General features: G+C 74.3%; 16 protein-coding genes. 7 read left to right on the top strand and 9 right to left on the bottom strand.

Annotated elements, in window-relative coordinates; translation table 11 throughout:
* Positions 1–232: 232 nt before the first annotated feature.
* Positions 233–973 carry a GntR family transcriptional regulator gene (locus tag OHA34_RS00135; RefSeq protein WP_329520339.1) on the bottom strand — a complete coding sequence of 247 codons (741 nt, stop codon included), beginning with the start codon at positions 971–973 and terminating at the stop codon, positions 233–235.
* Between the two features lie 260 nt (positions 974–1,233).
* Here OHA34_RS00135 and OHA34_RS00130 point away from each other — a divergent pair, with 260 nt between their 5' ends.
* A complete protein-coding gene (locus OHA34_RS00130) occupies positions 1,234–1,926 on the top strand; it encodes a GntR family transcriptional regulator (protein WP_285944036.1) in 693 nt (230 codons plus the stop codon).
* Position 1,927: 1 nt separating this feature from the next.
* Here the strand turns inward: OHA34_RS00130 and OHA34_RS00125 are convergent, their stop codons facing one another.
* Genes OHA34_RS00125 through OHA34_RS00105 form a run of 5 tightly spaced genes read right to left on the bottom strand, consistent with a single transcriptional unit; the run spans position 1,928 to position 7,798 of the window.
* Positions 1,928–2,758 (bottom strand): TIGR03619 family F420-dependent LLM class oxidoreductase, encoded by an 831-nt coding sequence (locus OHA34_RS00125; RefSeq protein WP_329520338.1) that lies wholly within the window; start codon positions 2,756–2,758, stop codon positions 1,928–1,930.
* Between the two features lie 4 nt (positions 2,759–2,762).
* Positions 2,763–4,868, bottom strand: a complete 2,106-nt coding sequence (locus OHA34_RS00120) for an acetate--CoA ligase family protein (protein WP_329520337.1) — start codon at positions 4,866–4,868, stop codon at positions 2,763–2,765.
* Complete coding sequence (locus tag OHA34_RS00115; protein ID WP_329520336.1) at positions 4,865–5,821, bottom strand: acyl-CoA dehydrogenase family protein; 957 nt, start codon at positions 5,819–5,821, stop codon at positions 4,865–4,867. The genes OHA34_RS00120 and OHA34_RS00115 overlap by 4 nt, the downstream gene beginning before the upstream one ends.
* Positions 5,818–6,963 carry an acyl-CoA dehydrogenase family protein gene (locus OHA34_RS00110; RefSeq protein ID WP_285944040.1) on the bottom strand — a complete coding sequence of 382 codons (1,146 nt, stop codon included), beginning with the start codon at positions 6,961–6,963 and terminating at the stop codon, positions 5,818–5,820. Before OHA34_RS00110 ends, OHA34_RS00115 begins: the two co-directional genes overlap by 4 nt.
* On the bottom strand, positions 6,953–7,798 hold the full coding sequence (locus OHA34_RS00105) for an enoyl-CoA hydratase (protein WP_285944041.1): 846 nt from the start codon (positions 7,796–7,798) through the stop codon (positions 6,953–6,955). The genes OHA34_RS00110 and OHA34_RS00105 overlap by 11 nt, the downstream gene beginning before the upstream one ends.
* Positions 7,799–7,953: 155 nt before the next feature.
* Between OHA34_RS00105 and OHA34_RS00100 the strand changes: the two genes are divergently transcribed.
* The 6 genes from OHA34_RS00100 to OHA34_RS00075 all read left to right on the top strand — a co-directional run bounded on the left by OHA34_RS00100 (position 7,954) and on the right by OHA34_RS00075 (position 13,174).
* Entirely contained in the window at positions 7,954–9,168 is a 1,215-nt protein-coding gene (locus OHA34_RS00100) for an ABC transporter substrate-binding protein (RefSeq protein WP_285944042.1), read from the top strand.
* The gene (locus tag OHA34_RS00095; RefSeq protein WP_285944043.1) at positions 9,168–9,926 is read left to right on the top strand and encodes an ABC transporter ATP-binding protein; all 759 of its coding nucleotides are present in this window, start codon (positions 9,168–9,170) and stop codon (positions 9,924–9,926) included. Before OHA34_RS00100 ends, OHA34_RS00095 begins: the two co-directional genes overlap by 1 nt.
* A complete protein-coding gene (locus OHA34_RS00090) occupies positions 9,923–10,636 on the top strand; it encodes an ABC transporter ATP-binding protein (RefSeq protein ID WP_329520335.1) in 714 nt (237 codons plus the stop codon). The genes OHA34_RS00095 and OHA34_RS00090 overlap by 4 nt, the downstream gene beginning before the upstream one ends.
* Complete coding sequence (locus OHA34_RS00085) at positions 10,633–11,511, top strand: branched-chain amino acid ABC transporter permease (RefSeq protein ID WP_285944045.1); 879 nt, start codon at positions 10,633–10,635, stop codon at positions 11,509–11,511. The genes OHA34_RS00090 and OHA34_RS00085 overlap by 4 nt, the downstream gene beginning before the upstream one ends.
* On the top strand, positions 11,508–12,602 hold the full coding sequence (locus OHA34_RS00080; protein WP_285944046.1) for a branched-chain amino acid ABC transporter permease: 1,095 nt from the start codon (positions 11,508–11,510) through the stop codon (positions 12,600–12,602). Before OHA34_RS00085 ends, OHA34_RS00080 begins: the two co-directional genes overlap by 4 nt.
* A 137-nt stretch (positions 12,603–12,739) precedes the next feature.
* Positions 12,740–13,174, top strand: a complete 435-nt coding sequence (locus tag OHA34_RS00075; protein WP_285944047.1) for a RidA family protein — start codon at positions 12,740–12,742, stop codon at positions 13,172–13,174.
* On the opposite strand, the gene murA is transcribed toward OHA34_RS00075, so the two are convergent.
* From murA to OHA34_RS00060, 3 genes are all read right to left on the bottom strand, one after another.
* On the bottom strand, positions 13,142–14,449 hold the full coding sequence (gene murA / locus OHA34_RS00070) for a UDP-N-acetylglucosamine 1-carboxyvinyltransferase (protein WP_285944048.1): 1,308 nt from the start codon (positions 14,447–14,449) through the stop codon (positions 13,142–13,144). The two genes, OHA34_RS00075 and murA, sit on opposite strands and share 33 nt — an antisense overlap.
* A gap of 46 nt (positions 14,450–14,495) precedes the next feature.
* Positions 14,496–15,854, bottom strand: coding sequence for a protein kinase domain-containing protein (locus OHA34_RS00065; protein ID WP_329520334.1), 1,359 nt, complete (start codon positions 15,852–15,854; stop codon positions 14,496–14,498).
* 141 nt (positions 15,855–15,995) lie between these two features.
* Positions 15,996–16,235 (bottom strand): hypothetical protein, encoded by a 240-nt coding sequence (locus tag OHA34_RS00060; RefSeq protein ID WP_285944050.1) that lies wholly within the window; start codon positions 16,233–16,235, stop codon positions 15,996–15,998.
* Positions 16,236–16,316 lie beyond the last annotated feature (81 nt).

The following is a 16,316-nucleotide window of genomic DNA, read 5'->3' as shown; positions in this document are numbered from 1 at the left end:
CTTCCCCGCGCCCGGGGGTTCGCACGTGTCCGGGCGGACGGATCGGCCCCGCCGGGCCTAGGGCCTGTCTCAAAGTGCCTCGGCCGTCGCGCGAGCGCGATACCTGGCCGGTGGGGCGAAGCCGGAGGCGAGCCCCACCGGCCAGATCGCGAAGCGATGCAGCGCTCGCCCAAGAACGGTCGGCGTCCGAGCCGCCAGGCGAGGACACCGGGCCGGGCGTTGGAAACACGGCCTAGCCCGCGGGCCGCCGGCGCGGGGTCTCCAGGCCGAGGTGGATGCGGTAGCGGTCGGCGCGGTAGACCGCCATCGCGACCTCCACGCAGACGCCCCGGCTGAAGGTGCGCTGCTGGAGGAAGAACACCGTGGCGCCCGCGTCGATCTCCAGCAGCCGGGCGTCCTCGGCGCCGGCCGGGCCCGCCTCGATGGTCTGCTCACCGGCGTCCATCACGATGCCGTACGCGTCCTCCAGCACCCCGAACAGCGAGGTGTTGGGCGGGCGGCGCTCCAGCAGGCCGGGCGCCAGCGACGCCAGGATGTGCGAGCGCTCCACCGCCATCGGTTCGCCGTCGGCCAGCCGGAGCCGCTCCAGCGCGTGCACCCCGGCGTCGCGTTCGGCGCCGAACAGCCGGGCCAGCCGGGCGCCCGCCGGAACGGTGGCGGCGGCCAGGTCCAGCGAGCCGGGCCGCAGCCCGCGGGCGCGCATGTCCTCGGTGAACGAGACCAGTTCCTTGGGCATCTGCACCTTGGGCCTGGCCACGAAGGTGCCCTTGCCCGGGATGCGGCGCAGCCGGTCCTCCGCGACGAGCTGGTCGACCGCCTGCCGGACGGTCATCCGGGACACCCCGTACAGCTTGCACAGCTCGCGTTCGGACGGGACGGGCGCGTCGACCGGCAGGCGGTCCTGCTCGATCAGGTCGAGCAGGATCGCCCGAAGCTGGAGGTACTTCGGCAGTGGTCCGGAGGGATCGATCACCTCCAATACATATCCGATCCCGCGCGAAACCTCCCGGGGGAGGGCCGGGTACGGCCGTCTCGGCGGGGTCTCAGCGCGTCCGGAGGCGTGCGGCGACTGTCCGCGCGAGCCGCTCGGAGATGGCGTCCTCCCGGTCGAATGTGCCGATGACCGGGAGGACGCGCGCATCGGCATCGGTGCGTCCCGCTGGCGGCGGATGCGGCGGGCTGGCAAGATGTTCCCAGGATCATGCTTGATGCATGAGATGAGAGGAACTCTCCGTGGCCGACACCTCACCCGCGCACCGGGTCCGGGACCGCCCGCAGCTCAGCGACGAGGCCGCCGCGTACGGGCGGGAGCTGATCATGTCCGGCCAGGTCCGGCCGGGCGAGTACGTCCGGGTGGAGCGGATCGCCGCCGACCTGGACATCAGCATCACCCCGGCGCGCGAGGGCCTGATGGCGCTGCGCGGCGAGGGCTTCGTCGAGCTGGCCCCGCGCAAGGGCTTCGCGGTGTCCACGCTACGCCGTCAGGACGTGCGCGACATCGCCTTCGCCCAGGGCGTCCTGGCCGGCGAGCTGGCGGCCCGCGCGGCGCGGAACCTGGCGCCGGCGACGCTGGCCGAGATCGAGCGGGTGCAGGAGTCGATCGAGCGGGACGCGGGCTCGGACCGCCCCGAGCGGATCGACGAGCTCAACTACCTGTTCCACCGCGAGATCTACCTGGCCGCCGACGCCCCCAAGCTCACCTGGATGATCGACACGGCGACCAAGTACACCCCGCGTCGCTTCCACGCCGTGATACCGGGCTGGAACCGGATCGCCGTCGAGGACCACCGGGTGGTCCTGGCGGCGCTGCGGACCCGCGACCCCGAGGCGGCGCGGGCCGCGATGAACGACCACATGGCGCACTCGGGCACGCTGCTGGTGGAGCACCTCGAAGGCCGCGGGTTCTGGGCCGCCCAGGACGCCTGACTCAGCCGCTCAGGCCCGCGCCCGCGGCGTAGCGCTCCAGCGCGGCGGCCCGGCTCAGGCCGGGGTGGAGCGCCCATGGCCGCACCCGGACGGCGTCCGCCCCGGCCCGCGCGAGTGCGTCCAGGTCGCCGGGGCCCTCGCTCCACGCGACGACCTCGAACGGGCCGGTGCGGCCCGCGTCCGCCCGCGCCTCCCGCAGCCCGGCGACGGCGGCGGCGAGTTCGGCGGCGGGCCCGGCGGGGGCGATCCAGCCGTCGCCGAGCAGCGCCGCGCGCCGCAGCGCCCGGGGGCCCGCGCCGCCGACCAGGATCGGGACGGGCGCGGGCGGCGCCGGGCGCATCGTGAACGGCGCCAGGTCGTAGTGCGCGCCGTGGAACTCCACGGTCTCACCCGTCCAGGCGAGGCGGAGGATCTCGATGGCCTCGTCCATCCGGGCGCCGCGCCCGCCGAACGCCTCCCCGGCCAGGTCGAACTCCTCGCGCAGCCAGCCGGCCCCGACACCGCAGCCGATCCGGCCGCCCGACAGCACGGCGGCGGTCGCGACGGCCTTGGCGACCAGCAGCGGCGGGCGCAGCGGCAGCACGTACACACTGGTCAGCACGCGCAGCCGCCGCGTCGCCTGGGTGATCGCCGCGGCGGTCACCCAGGGGTCGCCCCACTCCGGCACGCCCTGCCAGGGCGCGACGCCGTAGGGGTAGGGGGTGGTCATCTCCGCGGGCGCGGCCAGGTGCTCGGCGAGCGAGACGCCCGCGAAGCCGAGCTCCTCGGCCCGCCGGGCGAGGCCGACCACCTCGGGCAGCGGGACCTGGGTGAGGTGCAGGTAGGTCTTCACCCGGTCATCCCAGCATCACCAGGGCATCCAGGGCGACCGCCCCGTCCGGGCCGGCGAGCAGCGGGTTGACGTCGATCTCGGCGATCTCGCCGGCGAGGTCGGCCGCCAGCTCCGAGAGCCCGGACAGGGCCGTCGCGACCGCCGCCTCGTCGGCGGCGGGCCGTCCCCGGACGCCGCGCAGCAGCGCCGCACCGCGCAGCGAGCCGATCAGCTCCCGGGTCCGGGCGGGACCCGCCGGGGCGAGCGCGAGGGCGCTGTCGGCGAGCACCTCCACGAAGATCCCGCCGAGCCCGGCCAGCACGACCGGGCCGAAGACCGGGTCCACCCGGGCGCCGGCGATCAGCTCGACGCCGGGCCCGGCCATCCGCTGGACGAGCAGCCGGACGTCGCGGGCCCCGGCGGCGCGGGCCGCGGCCATCACCTCGGCGGCGGCCTCGCGGACCTCGCCGGGCCCGGTGAGGCCGAGCCGCACGCCGCCGAGCTCGGACTTGTGCGCGACGTCGGCCGACAGCAGCTTCACCGCGACGGGGAAGCCCAGCCCGGCCGCCGCCGCGGCGGCCTCCTCGGGCGTGTCCGCGGCCCGTTCCGGGATGCCCTCGACGCCGTAGAGGGCGAGGAGCCGCTTGCTCTCCGCCTCGTCGAGCTGCCGCCGGCCCTTCCCCCGCGCCCGCTGGACGATCTCCAGCGCGGCGGCGCGGCGCGCGGTGTCCGGCACGTACGCGGCGCCCGCGCCGGCCTCACGATGGGACGCGTGCCGGACGAGCATGCCGAGCGCCCTCATCGCCCGGTTCGCGTCGTCGTAGGCGGGGACGCCGAGCGCGGTGAGGCGGCGCAGCGGCGTCCCGTCGCCGCCGGTCCAGGCGACCACGATCGGCTTGCCGGTGACGCCGGCCGCCGCCGCGACGGCGTCCACCAGCGCCTCGGAGCCGCCCGCGAGCACGCCCAGGTAGACCGCGATCACGTCGGTGCCGGGGTGCGCGCAGGCCACCTCCAGCGCCCGGGTGAGGATCTCCGGCTCGGTGTTGAGCTGGGCGGTCAGGTCCACCGGGTTGACCGGCGACCCGTACGGCGGGACGGCCTCGGCCATCCGGGCCTGCCAGGCGTCGTCCCAGTCGGCCAGCCGCATGCCGTGGCCGGCCGCGAGGTCGGCCATCAGGATGCCCACGCCGCCCGACATCGACAGCACGGTGAGCCCGTCCCCGGCGGCGCGGCGGCCGGCGGTGAGGATCCGGGCCGCGTCGACCAGGTCGCCCATCCCGTCCACCCGGACGATCCCGGCCTCGGCGAACGCGGCGTCGTACACGGCGTCCGCGCCGGTCAGCGCGCCGGTGTGGGAGGCGACCGCGCGGGCGCCCGCGGCCGAGCGCCCGACCTTGACGGCCACGACCGGCTTGTCCAGCTCGCGGGCGCGGCGGGCCGCGCGCAGCAGGCCGGGACCGTCGGCGAGGCCCTCGGTGTAGACCAGCAGCGCGCCGACCTCGGGGTCCTCGGCCAGCGCCGCCATCGCCTCGGCGACCGAGACGTCGGCCTCGTTGCCGGTGTTGACGAACGAGTGCAGGCCGACGCCCGCGTGCTGCGCGGCCGACAGCACGCACGCGCCGAACGCGCCGCTCTGGCTGATCAGCGCCACCGGCCCGAGCACCGGCTCCAGACCGTGCAGGGCGCGGGAGAACGAGGCGACCACGCCGTTCTTCAGCGCCATCGCGCCGATGCAGTTGGGGCCGAGGATCCGCATGCCGGTCCGGTCCGCCAGGGCCGTCATCTCGTCCTGGAGGCCGGTCTCGCCCGTCTCGGCGAAACCGGAGGCGAACACCACGGCCAGCGCCGCCCCGGCCTCGGCGCACTCCTCCAGCGCCGCCATCACGCGCGGCGCCGGGACGGTCAGCACGGCGAGGTCGATGGGCCCGCCGGCCGCGGCGAGGCTCGGATGGCAGGGCAGGCCCTGCACCTCGTCGCGGGCGGGGTTGACGCACACGATCCGGCCCGCGTACCCGGACTCGATCAGCCCGGCGACCGGGCGCCCCGACAGCTTGGCCGGGTCGGCGGACGCGCCGATCACCGCGATGGAGCGCGGCGCGGTGAGCGCGGTGAGCAGGTCGACGGCGGTCACGGCGTCCTCACCGGTTCGCCCTCGGCGCCGAGCAGCAGGTCCGCGACGCGGCGGCGGTGGTGGTCGGCGTCGCCCCACGCGGCGGCGAGCGACCAGGCCCGGCGCAGCCACCGGTGCAGGTCGTGCTCCATCGTGTAGCCGATCGCGCCGTGCACCTGGAGCGCGACCCGCGCCGCGTGCAGCGCCGCGTCGGAGGCCATCGCCTTGGCCGCCGAGGCGTCCCGGGACGCGGTCGGCGCGGCGGCGGCCAGCGAGTGCGCGGCGCGGTGCACGGTCGGGCGGGCGAACTCGACCGCGACGAGCGCGTCGGCGAGCTGGTGCTTGACCGCCTGGTAGGAGCCGATCGCGCGGCCGAACTGCACCCGCTGCCCGGCGTACCGGACGGTCATGTCGATCATTTGGCGGCCGACGCCGAGGAGGTAGGCGGCGGTGAGCGCCGCGCCCCGGTCGGCCGCCTCGGAGCCCTCGGCCAGCCGCACCCCGTCCGGCGCGTCGACGCTGGACAGCCCGCGCGCCGGGTCGATCGAGGGGCGCTCGGCCAGGGCGAACGCGCTGGTGGCGAACCAGGCGCCGTCGCGTTCGGTGAGCAGCAGGCCCGCCCGCGCGGCGTGCACGGCGTGGGGGGTGCCCGGCTCGGTGACCGCGATGAACGCCTCGCCCGCCGCGAGCCTTGGCAGCCATTCGGCGGCGAGGTCCGTCCCGCGCAGCAGCCCGGCGGCGACCGCGGCCTCGACGATCGGCTCGGGCGCGGCGGCGCGGCCGGCCTCCTCCAGGGGCGCGAGCAGGTCGACGTCGTCGCCGCCCGCCCCGCCGTGCTCCTCGGGGACCAGCACCGCCGGGACGCCGAGCTCGGCGAGCCGGGCCCAGCGGCCGTCCCCCTCCGGGACGGCCTCCAGCAGCGCGGCGACGGCCGCGCCGAAGTCCCGCTGCTCGGTGGTGAGGGCGAATCTCATCGCTTGCCTCCCTTGGGTTCGCGCGGGAGCCCGAGCACCCGCTCCGCGATGATGTTGCGCTGGATCTCGTTGGTCCCGCCGTAGATCGGCCCAGCGAGCGCGAACAGGAACCCGTCGCTCCACCCGTTGCCGGGCAGCTCGCCGTCCGGGCCGAGCATGCGCAGCGCGGTCCGGTGCAGCCGCAGGTCAAGCTCGGACCAGAAGATCTTGTTGATGCTGGACTCGGGCCCGATCGGCTCGCCCGACTCCAGCCGGGTCAGCGTCTGGAAGGTGAACAGCCGGTAGGCGTCGGCCTCCATCCAGGCCCGCGCCACGTCCTCGCGCAGCGACTCGCCGGGCGCGGCGTCCCGGGCGAGGCCGACCAGGCGGTCGGCGGCGGCCATGAACCGTCCGGGCGAGCGCAGCGTGAGGCCGCGCTCGGAGCCGGTGGTGGACATTGCGACCGTCCAGCCCTCGCCGACGCCGCCGAGGACGCACGAGTCGGGGACGAAGACGTCGTCGAGGAAGACCTCGGCGAAGCCCGGCTCCCCGTCGAGCTGGCGGATCCCGCGGACGGTGACGCCCTCGGCGTCCAGCGGCACCAGGAAGTAGGTGAGGCCGCGGTGCCGGCTGGAGTCGGGGTCGGTGCGGAACAGCCCGAACAGCCAGTGCCCGTAGGTGGCGCGGGAGCTCCAGGTCTTCTGCCCGGACAGCCGCCACCCGCCGTCGCCGCGCTCGGCGCGGCTGCGCACGTTGGCGAGGTCGCTGCCGGCCTCGGGCTCGGACCAGCCCTGCGCCCAGATCTCCTCGCCGCGCGCCATCGGCGGCAGGAACCGGGCGCGCTGCTCGGCCGTGCCGTACTCGAACAGCGACGGGGCGAGCAGGAAGATCCCGTTCTGGCTGACCCGGGCCGGGGCGCCGGCCCGGTAGTACTCCTCCTCGAAGATCAGCCATTCGGTCAGGGAGGCGCCGCGCCCGCCGTGCTCCTCGGGCCAGGTGACGACCGACAGCCGCGCCTCACATAGCCTGGCCTCCCAGTCCCGGTGCAGGTCGAAGCCCTCAGGGGTGTCCATCGACGGCAGCGGGCCCGGGTCGTTGGCCGCCAGCCAGTCCCGGACCTCGGCGCGGAACGCGCGTTCCGCCGGGGTGAATTCAAGATCCATCAGCGGCCTCCTTCATCTTCTTGGGATCCATGCCGCCCAGCGAGTCGGCGGAGGTCTCGGCGTTGTGAGCGTGCGCGAGGTGGTGCAGGCCGAAGACCGAGTCCATCCCGGCCCGCATCCCCTGGAGGTCCTCGGCCTGGTTGACCGCCTTCTTGGTGAGCGCGAGGCCGAGCCGCGGCATCGCCGCGATCCGCTCGGCGAGGGCGAAGGTCTCGGCCTCCAGGTCGGCGCGGGCGACGACCCGGTTGACCCAGCCCAGCTCGTACGCGCGGGAGGCGGGCATCCGGTCGCCGGTGTAGAGGAACTCCTTGGCGATCCGCGGCGGCATCACCCACGGGTGGGCGAAGTACTCCACGCCGGGGATGCCCATCCGCACCACCGGGTCGGCGAAGAACGCGTCGTCGGAGGCGACGATCAGGTCGCCGACCCAGGCGAGCATCAGCCCGCCGGCGATGCACGCGCCCTGCACCGAGACGATCACGGGCTTGGGCAGCTCCCGCCAGCGGCGGCACATGCCGAGATAGACCTCCGACTCGCGGGCGAAGCGGCTCTCGGCGCCGGCCTTCCCCACGTGGTCCCACCACAGCCCGGCCTTGCGCGGGAACGAGCGGTCGACGTCCCGTCCTGGAGTGCCGATGTCGTGCCCGGCGGAGAAGTGCTTGCCCGCCCCAGCCAGCACGACGACCTTGACCTCGTCGTCCTCGGCCGCGCGGTAGAACGCCTCGTCCAGCGCGTAGGTCATCGCCGAGTTCTGCGCGTTGCGGAAGTCGGGACGGTTCATCGTCACGACCGCGACCGGGCCGCGCCGCTCGTAGTTCACGACGTCCTCGGGCATGGGGCCTCCCTTCTGTGGCGGAAAACTCACTATGGACAACATCATGCATGATGCACGAGCATGTCAATCCGCACTCTCGACCACCGGGAGTCTGCGTCCACTTGCGAATATGTCATGCATGAAGCATGATGCCCGGACCATTGAGGAGGTGTGAGATGCGACTCATCAGGACCGCGGCGGCCCCACCCCGCCGCGCGGTCGCCGCCGGATCGGCCGCCGCGCTGGCCGCCGCGCTCGCCGCCGGCTGCTCCACGGACGCCTCGCTGGCGGACGACGTGGTGGGGGTAGGCGTCATCCAGGAGGCCACCGGCACCTACGCCAACTACGCCAAGCAGTTCAACGGCGGGTTCAAGGCGGGGCTCGACCTGGCCGGCGGTGGCACCGGCGTGATCGCGGGCCGGAAGGTCAAGGTCACCTACCTCGACAGCGGCGGCAACGCGGCCAAGGCGATCTCCCAGGCCAAGGACCTCATCGGCAAGGGCTACAAGTTCATCGTCGGCCCGGTCGACTCCGGCGTGGCCCAGCAGCTCGCCCCGCTCGCCTGGCAGAACAAGGTCGTCTTCATCCCGGACGGCTCCACCGACGAGAGCACCGGCGCCAACCGCTACACCTTCCGCGCCAGCATGCAGACCTGGCAGCAGATCGCCACGACCGCCGAGTACCTCGGGCTCGCCGGCAAGCGGGTCGTGCTGCTCGGCCAGGACAGCGCCTTCGGCCAGACCTACGGCGCGTCCCTGAAGACCTACCTGGCCAAGAAGGGCCTGCCGCCGGCCGCCGCCGAGGTGGCGGTGCCGATGGGCGCGCAGGACTTCACCCCGTTCGCCGTCAAGGTCAAGAACGCCCGCCCGGACGTGCTGTTCGTGGCCTTCGCCGGCACCGCCAAGGCCCGCATGTTCCGCGCCCTCGACGAGCAGGGCGTGCTGGACAAGGCCGCGGCGACCGCCGAGCTGCCGCTGGCGGCGGAGTACACCGCGTTCGGCGACTCCGCCGGCAAGATCCTCTACTACGCGCGGCACTTCGCCGGCGCCGTGGACACCCCCGAGGACCGCGCGCTCTCCGCCGGCGCCCGCAAGCACGGCGCCCCGAACGAGCAGATCAGCAGCAACGGCTTCACCACCGCGCAGATGATCCAGCGCGCCGTGACCGAGGGCGGCGGCCGGGACGCCGACAAGATGGTCAAGGCGCTGGAGGGCTGGCGGTTCCAGGGCCCCAAGGGGCCCTTCGAGATCCGGTCCGCCGACCACGCGATGCTCCAGCCGATGCTGGTCGCGCGGCTGGTCAAGGACGGCGCGAGCTGGAAGCCCAAGCTGGTCAAGGCCCTCGATCCGGCCGACACCGCGCCCCCTCCGGCCCCGATGGCGGTGAAGTGATGACCGAGTACGCCCTGGAGACCCGGGGTCTCGGCCTGCGCATCGGCGCGGCCGTCATCCTCGACGACGTCTCGCTCACCGCCCGCCGCGGCGAGCTGGTCGCGGTGATCGGCCCGAACGGCGCCGGGAAGACCTCGCTGTTCAACCTGATCACCGGCGTGCACCGCCCGACCGGCGGCAGCGTGCTGCTCGGCGGGCGCGACGTCACCGCGATGGCGGTGCACCGGCGCGGCCGGCTCGGCCTCGGCCGCACCTTCCAGACCTCGTCGGTGTTCCCCGCCCTGCCGGTGCTGGAGAACGCCAGGCTGGCCGCGAAGGCGCACCTCGGCGGGGTGCTCAACGTCCTGAAGCCCGCCGGGAGCGACGCCCGCGCCACCGCCGTCGCCCGCGACTGCCTGGAGCGGGTCGGCCTGGCCGCCCGCGCGGACACCGCGGCCGGCGCCCTCTCGCACGGCGAGAAGCGCAAGCTGGAGCTCGCCCTCGTCCTGGCCCAGGACCCCTCGGTGATCCTGCTGGACGAGCCGATGGCCGGGATGAGCGCCGAGGACGTCCCCGAGCTCACCGAGCTGATCGGCTCGCTGCGCGGCACCGGCGGCGAGCGCACCGTCCTGCTCATCGAGCACCACATGAACGTCGTCCTCGGCCTCGCCGACCGCGTCGCGGTGATGCACCACGGCACGCTGCTCGCGCTCGACACACCGGAGAAGGTCATGGCGGACGCGACCGTGCAGAGCGCCTACCTCGGGGAGCCGCTGTGAGTTCACCACTGCTGGAGGTCGCCGACCTGCACGTCCGGATCGGCGGCTCGCACATCCTGCAAGGCGTCGGGTTCACCGTCGCCAAGGGCGGCGTGACCGCGCTGCTCGGCCGCAACGGCGTCGGCAAGACCACCACGATCAAGGCCGTGATGGGCCTGGTCCGGTCCACCGGCACGATCACCCTGGACGGCGCCGCGATCGGCGGCGCCCGCACGTTCGCCATCGTCCGCCGCGGCGTCGGCTACGTGCCCGAGGACCGCGAGGTCTTCGCCGGCCTGACCGTCGGGGAGAACCTCCGCCTCGCCCGGCTGGACGGCGCCGACCGCTGGGACCTGGTGTTCGACCTGTTCCCGGAGCTGAAGAAGCGGCTCGGGCAGCAGGCCGGGACGCTGTCGGGCGGCCAGCAGCAGATGGTCTCACTGGCCCGCGTGCTGCTCAACGACCACCGGCTGCTGCTCGTCGACGAGCCCACCAAGGGCCTGGCGCCCAAGGTCGTCGGCGAGGTCGCCGACGCGCTCGCCCGCGCCGCCGAGATCGCCACCCTCGTCCTGGTCGAGCAGGACCTGAAGGTCGTCCGGCGGCTGGCCGGCGATGCCGTCGTCCTGGACCACGGCCAGGTCGTGCACACCGGCGACGCGGCGGCGCTGCTCGCGGACGAGGAACTGACCCGCCGGCTCCTCGGGGTCGGCATGAGCGAGGGGGCCGCGTGAGTACCGTCATTCTGCTGGCCGTCACCGGGCTGGCGCTCGGCGCGCTGTACTTCCTGATCGCGGCGGGGATCTCCCTGGCGTTCGGGCTGATGCACGTGCTCAACTTCGCGCACGGCGCGTTCCTCACCATCGGCGCCTACGCGGGCTACCTCGTCGCGTCGGGCGGCGGCGACGTCGGGACCGGCAGGTTCGTCCTGATGCTGGCCGCCGGGACCCTCGCGGGCGCGCTGGCCGCGGTGGTCACCGAGCTGCTGCTGATCCGCCCGCTGTACGGCAACACGCACGCGCAGCTACTGGTCACCGTGGGGCTGTCGCTCGCGCTCGTCGCGCTCATCGAGGAGCTGGCGGGCAGCGACGCGCGCGGCTACCACTCCCCCGGCTGGGCGAACGCGACCACCGAGATCGCTGGCAGCGCGATCCGCGGCAGCCGGTTCCTCGCGATCGGCGTCGCGGTGCTGGTGCTGGCCGCGCTAGTGGTGTTCCTGCGCCGCACCCGCTACGGCCTGATCATCCGGGCCGGGGTGGAGAACCGCTCGATGGTGACCGCCCTCGGCATCGACGTGCGCCGCGCCTTCACCCTGGTGTTCGCGCTCGGCGGCGCCGCGGCCGGGCTCGGCGGCGTGATCGCCGGCTCCTACTTCGGGCAGGTGGAGCCGCGGGTCGGCACCGGGCTGTTCATCTACGCGCTGATCGTGATCGTGATAGGCGGGCTCGGCTCGCTGACCGGCACGGCCGTGGCCGCGGTGCTGGTCGGGCTGCTCCAGCAGTTCCTCAACTACTACGCGGCCGGGGTCGGCGACCTGTCGGTCCTCGCGCTGCTCGCCCTCGTCCTGCTCGCCCGGCCCGCGGGCCTGTTCCGGAGCACCGCCTCATGACGCAATCCCAACCCAAGAAGGCCGCGCTCGGCCCCGCCGCGCTCGGCGCGATCGCGCTCGCCGTGGCCGCCGTGCTGCCGCTGATCCCGGTCGGGGTCAAGGGGATCATGCCCGGCCCGTTCAGCACCGCCGGAACGTTGCAGCTCCTCGCGGTGTGCCTGGTGTTCGGGGCGCTCGCGCTCACCTACGACCTGGTGTTCGGGAGGGCCGGGCTGCTGTCGTTCGGGCACGCGCTGTTCTTCGCGACCGGCGTGTACGCCTGCAACATCGCGATCGTGCACGCCGGCCTGCCCTTCGTGCCCGCCGTGCTGGTCACCCTGGTCGTCGGCGCCGCCGTCGCCGCGCTGGTCGGCGCGCTGAGCCTGCGCGTCAAGGGCATCGCGTTCGCGATGGTGACGCTCGCGTTCGCGCAGGCCGCCTCGGTGCTGGTGCTGCTCAACCCGGGCCACTACACCGGCGGGGAGGAGGGCCTCGGCCTGGACGCGACGGCGATCCCGCGCGCGTTCGTCGGCGTGGTCAACACCCGCAACCTCTACTGGCTCGCGCTGGCCCTGCTGGTGCTGGTGTACGCGATCGTCCGCTGGACGGCGCGGTCCGAGCCCGGCCGGGCCGCCGAGGCGCTGCGCGAGAACGAGCAGCGCGCCACCGTCCTCGGCATCGCCTCGTTCCCGGTGCGGCTGCTGCTGTTCACCGTCGCCGGGACGCTCGCCACCCTCTGCGGGATCGTCTACCTGCTGGCGATCGGCAGCTCCACCCACCAGGTCACCGACTCGCACTTCAGCCTGACCGTGCTGGTCATGGTGGTGCTCGGCGGGCTCGGCAGCCGCTGGGGCGTGGTGGTCGGCGGGGTGCTGTACCACTTCCTGGACGACCGGCTCAGCGCGCTCGCGACGACCGCGTTCGTCCAGGACCTCCCGGCGGTGCTCCGCGCGCCGCTGTCGCAGCCGCTGTTCCTGCTCGGGGTGATCTTCATCGTGGTGGTGCTGTTCCTGCCCGGCGGCATCGCCGGCGCGTTCGGCCACCGCACCCACCAGGCCGCCGCGATCGAGGGTCTGCTCGGCCGCTTCCGCCGCGCGCCCAAGCCCGGCTGACCGGGCCGTAAAGCGGTCGCCCCACCCGCTGGGACGATCTAGCCTGTCCGGATGGACACCACCATCGAACGGCCGGGGCGGGATCCGCGCCGCACGGATCCCGCTCCCGGCCACGGCCGCCCCGGATCGGACGCCCGATGAGCGTCACCCTCGTCCGCAACGGCGACCTCGCGCAGACCGTCGACTACGCCTACGCCGCCGTCGCGGACGCCCCGGTCCGCGCGGTCTGGACGGCGGGCGCGTGCCCGCTCGACGCCGACGGGAACACCGTCGCGCCCGGCGACCACGCCGCGCAGGCCCGCCAGGTCATGCGCAACCTCACCGCCGCGCTGGACGCCGCCGGCGCGTCCCTCTCCGACATCGTCAAGACCACCGTCTACGTGGCCTCCTCCCGCCAGGAGGACCTCGTCGCGGCCTGGGACGTGGTGCGCGCCCACATGGGCGACCACGACGCGCCGTCCACCCTGCTCGGCGTGACCGTCCTCGGCTACGACGGCCAACTCGTCGAGGTGGAGGCCGTCGCCGTCCTCGCCCCGCCGTCAGGCCTCGCGGCTGCGCAGGCTCAGCCCTAGCGCGCGGAACTGCTCGACCGGACGGTGGTAGCCGCGCTCGATGTGGTGCACCCCGCGCAGCCTGGACGGCCCCTCGGCGACCGCCGCGGCCAGGACCGCGGAGAAACCGGCCCGGATGTCGGGCATCGTGACATCGCCGCCGCGCAGCTTGGACACGCCGCGCACCACCGCGGAGTGCACGGCGGCGGTGTCGTGGTAGCGGCACGCGGGCCCGCCGAGGCAGGTGTCGTACACCTCGATCTCGGCGCCCATGCTCTTCAGCGCCGGGACGTAGGCGAGCCGGTTCTCGTACACCGTCTCGTGCAGCACCGACATCCCGTCCGCCTGGGTGAACAGCACCATCAGCGGCGTCTGCCAGTCGGTCGCGAACCCGGGGTGGGTGTCGGTCTGCACCGCCGCGGGCCGCAGCCCCTCCGGCGCCGACGCCATGATCCAGTCGTCGGTGATGTCGAACTGGGCGCCCATCCCCGACAGCGTGGTGATCGCGGTGACCAGCCGGTCCTGCGGGCAGCCGTGCACCCGCACCTCGCCGCTGGTGACCAGGCCCGCCACCAGGTAGGAGAACGCCTCGATCCGGTCGCCCGCCAGCCGGGTGGACGCGCCGCCGAGCCGCTCGACGCCCTCCACCACGATCCGCCGGTCCGGGGCGAACGAGATCCGCGCGCCCATCCGCTGGAGGAACAGCGCCAGCTCGATGATCTCCGGCTCGGTCGCCGCGTTCCGGATCACCGTCTTGCCCTCGGCCCGCACCGCCGCGAGCAGCACCGTCTCGGTCGCGCCGACGCTCGGGTAGGGCAGGTCGACGCGCGTCCCGACGAGCCTGGACGCGCGGGCGTGGATGCCGTCGGGCGCGATCTCCACCTCGGCGCCGAACGCGCGCAGCGCGTCCACGTGGAAGTCGACCGGCCGCCGGCCGATCGGGTCGCCGCCGACCAGCGGGACGAACGACTCGCCCGCCAGGTGCAGCAGCGGCCCCAGCATCAGGATCGGGATCCGGTTCAGCCCGGTGAACGCCTTGCCCACGCCGGGCTCGGTCACCGCCCCGGGAACGACCGTGATCTCGTCGCCGGAACGCTCCACCGTCATCCCGACGTGCTCCAGCATCGCCGCGGTGATCCCGACCTCGCCGACGTCCGGCGCGTTGCGGATCGTGCTCGGTTCGGCGCCGAGCATGGCGGCCACCATGTGCTTGCTGACCGCGTTCTTGGCCCCCCGCACCGTGACGTCGCCGCGCAGCGGCCCGGACGGCTCGATCTCCCATAGCTTCTCGGTCATCAAAGCAGCCTACGGCGGCCCGCGGGCGGCCCCGACCCTGCGGCCCCTACTGGACGGTCAACATCGGGAGCCGCCCCTGCCGGGTCGCGCGCGCCTGCGCCACCGGCACGTCCTTCGCCCCGCGCAGCCGGGTGACCCTCGGCGGGTGCAGCGTCGACAGCCCGTAGGTGCCGCGCGCGAGCCCCTCGGGGACCTTGAACGTGTAGCTGCTCGTCCGGACCGTGACGTGACCGCACGGCCGCAGCGGGGCCGTCTTGGGCTCGCCGGCCTGCACCGTCGCGCCGATCTTCCGCCCCGCCGCCATGGGAAGAGGCGTGGACGGCGGGTACAGCCACACCGCCGCCGGCGGAAGCCCGTCCCCCACCACCCACTGGACCCGCTTGCCCACCGGCGGGCATCCCGACCGGTCGGTGCGGCGGTCCGTCATCCGGACGGTCACGGTGTTGCCGGGGTGCACCTTGGCGGGCGTCACCGTCAGCCGGACTTCCATGGTCCTGCGGTTGTTCGCCTGGGCGGCCTTGGCGGCACCGACGACCTTCGCGGTCGGGGCGACCGTGAACACCATCCGCCCCATGGACGTCCCGCCGCCGGGCGCGACCGGCACCGCCGCCTGCACGGCCGGACGCTCCGGCTCCGGCGCCGCGTCGTCCCCGGACCACACGAACGCCACGACCCCCGCCGCCGCGACGAGGACGGCCACGCCCCCAGCCGCCAGGAGCGGCTTGCGCAGCGAGCGGCGCGGCTTGGTGACGGCCACCAGACCCGCGACGCCCCGCTGCTCCCAGTCGTCCCCGTACGCCTGCCCGGCCACGTCGTCCAGCAGCTCGGCGAACCGCCCGGCGGCCGGCCGCGCCAGGGGGTTCTCCGCCAGCCCCCGGACGACCAGCGGCCTGAGCACCTCGGGGGCCGCCGTCAAGGAGACGGGCGTGTCCCGTCCGGCCAGGCACTGGAAGAACACCACGGTCGCCGCGAGGACGTCGGCGGCGGCGTCGGCTCCTTCGTCCGCCACGAGCCCGAAACCGCCGACCCGGCAGACGCCGTCCTCACCGACCAGCACCTCCGCCGCCCGGAAGTCCCGGTGCACGACCCCGGCGCCATGCGCGGCGGCCAGCCCGAGCAGCGAGTCCTTCAGGACGTGCAGGGCTGCCTCGGGCGCCAGCGGCCCGGTCTCGGCGAGCACGGCGGGCAGCGCGAGCCCGTCGGCCGGCTCCGTCACGACGGCCGCGTCCCGCCCGTCCTCGACGTATTCGAGAACCCGGACCAGCTGGGGCACGAGCAGCTCCCCCAGCAGCGCGGACTCCGCACGGATCCGCTCGTCCGCGGCGAGGTACCTGATCTCCACCCGCTCACCGGTATCGTCCCGCACCGCCTGGACGACACGTCCCGAGGCCCCTTCACTCAGCACCCGCACAACGGAACAGCCCGGAACACCCCAATTCATGGGTGTACCTTCCCGTCCCACCAGGTGCATCGCAAGTTCAACACCAGGGCTTGCGCGCCAGCTCCGCCCGCGCCGTGGTCGGCGACCTCCACCCGGCGCCGCCGGTCAGTGCCTGACGACCCGGCGGCCGTACGTGCCGTCCAGGCAGAACGTGATCGAAGAACCACCGGCGGGGGAACCGTCGCGCACGGGACGGCCGCCGCCCGCCTCGCACTGCGCCTTGGTGACCGAAGGCTTGTCGCGCTGGGGTTGGAAACGCGGGTCGCCGAGCGAGCCACAGGAGACCGCGGCGCCCAGCACGAGCAGCGGGAGGCCGACCCGAACGAGGCGGCTGACGGATCGCATGACTGGACCTCGGCTCTCGTGAATGCCTACGACGGGCGCTCATCTCATCGCCGTGCGCAACCACCGTAGTCAAGCCCGGCC

This window comes from Spirillospora sp. NBC_01491, assembly GCF_036227065.1.
In the GTDB taxonomy this organism is placed as follows: domain Bacteria; phylum Actinomycetota; class Actinomycetes; order Streptosporangiales; family Streptosporangiaceae; genus Spirillospora; species Spirillospora xylanilytica.
This window is presented reverse-complemented; position numbering and strand designations above follow the sequence as displayed.

What these genes read in the sequence shown, in the direction of transcription:
- OHA34_RS00115 (WP_329520336.1), bottom strand. Translation starts at nt 5,821, where the DNA reads ATGAGATTCGCCCTCACCACCGAGCAGCGGGACTTCGGCGCGGCCGTC.
- OHA34_RS00110 (WP_285944040.1), bottom strand. Translation starts at nt 6,963, where the DNA reads ATGGATCTTGAATTCACCCCGGCGGAACGCGCGTTCCGCGCCGAGGTC.
- OHA34_RS00105 (WP_285944041.1), bottom strand. Translation starts at nt 7,798, where the DNA reads ATGCCCGAGGACGTCGTGAACTACGAGCGGCGCGGCCCGGTCGCGGTC.
- OHA34_RS00100 (WP_285944042.1), top strand. Translation starts at nt 7,954, where the DNA reads ATGCGACTCATCAGGACCGCGGCGGCCCCACCCCGCCGCGCGGTCGCC.
- OHA34_RS00095 (WP_285944043.1), top strand. Translation starts at nt 9,168, where the DNA reads ATGACCGAGTACGCCCTGGAGACCCGGGGTCTCGGCCTGCGCATCGGC.
- OHA34_RS00080 (WP_285944046.1), top strand. Translation starts at nt 11,508, where the DNA reads ATGACGCAATCCCAACCCAAGAAGGCCGCGCTCGGCCCCGCCGCGCTC.
- OHA34_RS00075 (WP_285944047.1), top strand. Translation starts at nt 12,740, where the DNA reads ATGAGCGTCACCCTCGTCCGCAACGGCGACCTCGCGCAGACCGTCGAC.
- murA (WP_285944048.1), bottom strand. Translation starts at nt 14,449, where the DNA reads ATGACCGAGAAGCTATGGGAGATCGAGCCGTCCGGGCCGCTGCGCGGC.
- OHA34_RS00060 (WP_285944050.1), bottom strand. Translation starts at nt 16,235, where the DNA reads ATGCGATCCGTCAGCCGCCTCGTTCGGGTCGGCCTCCCGCTGCTCGTG.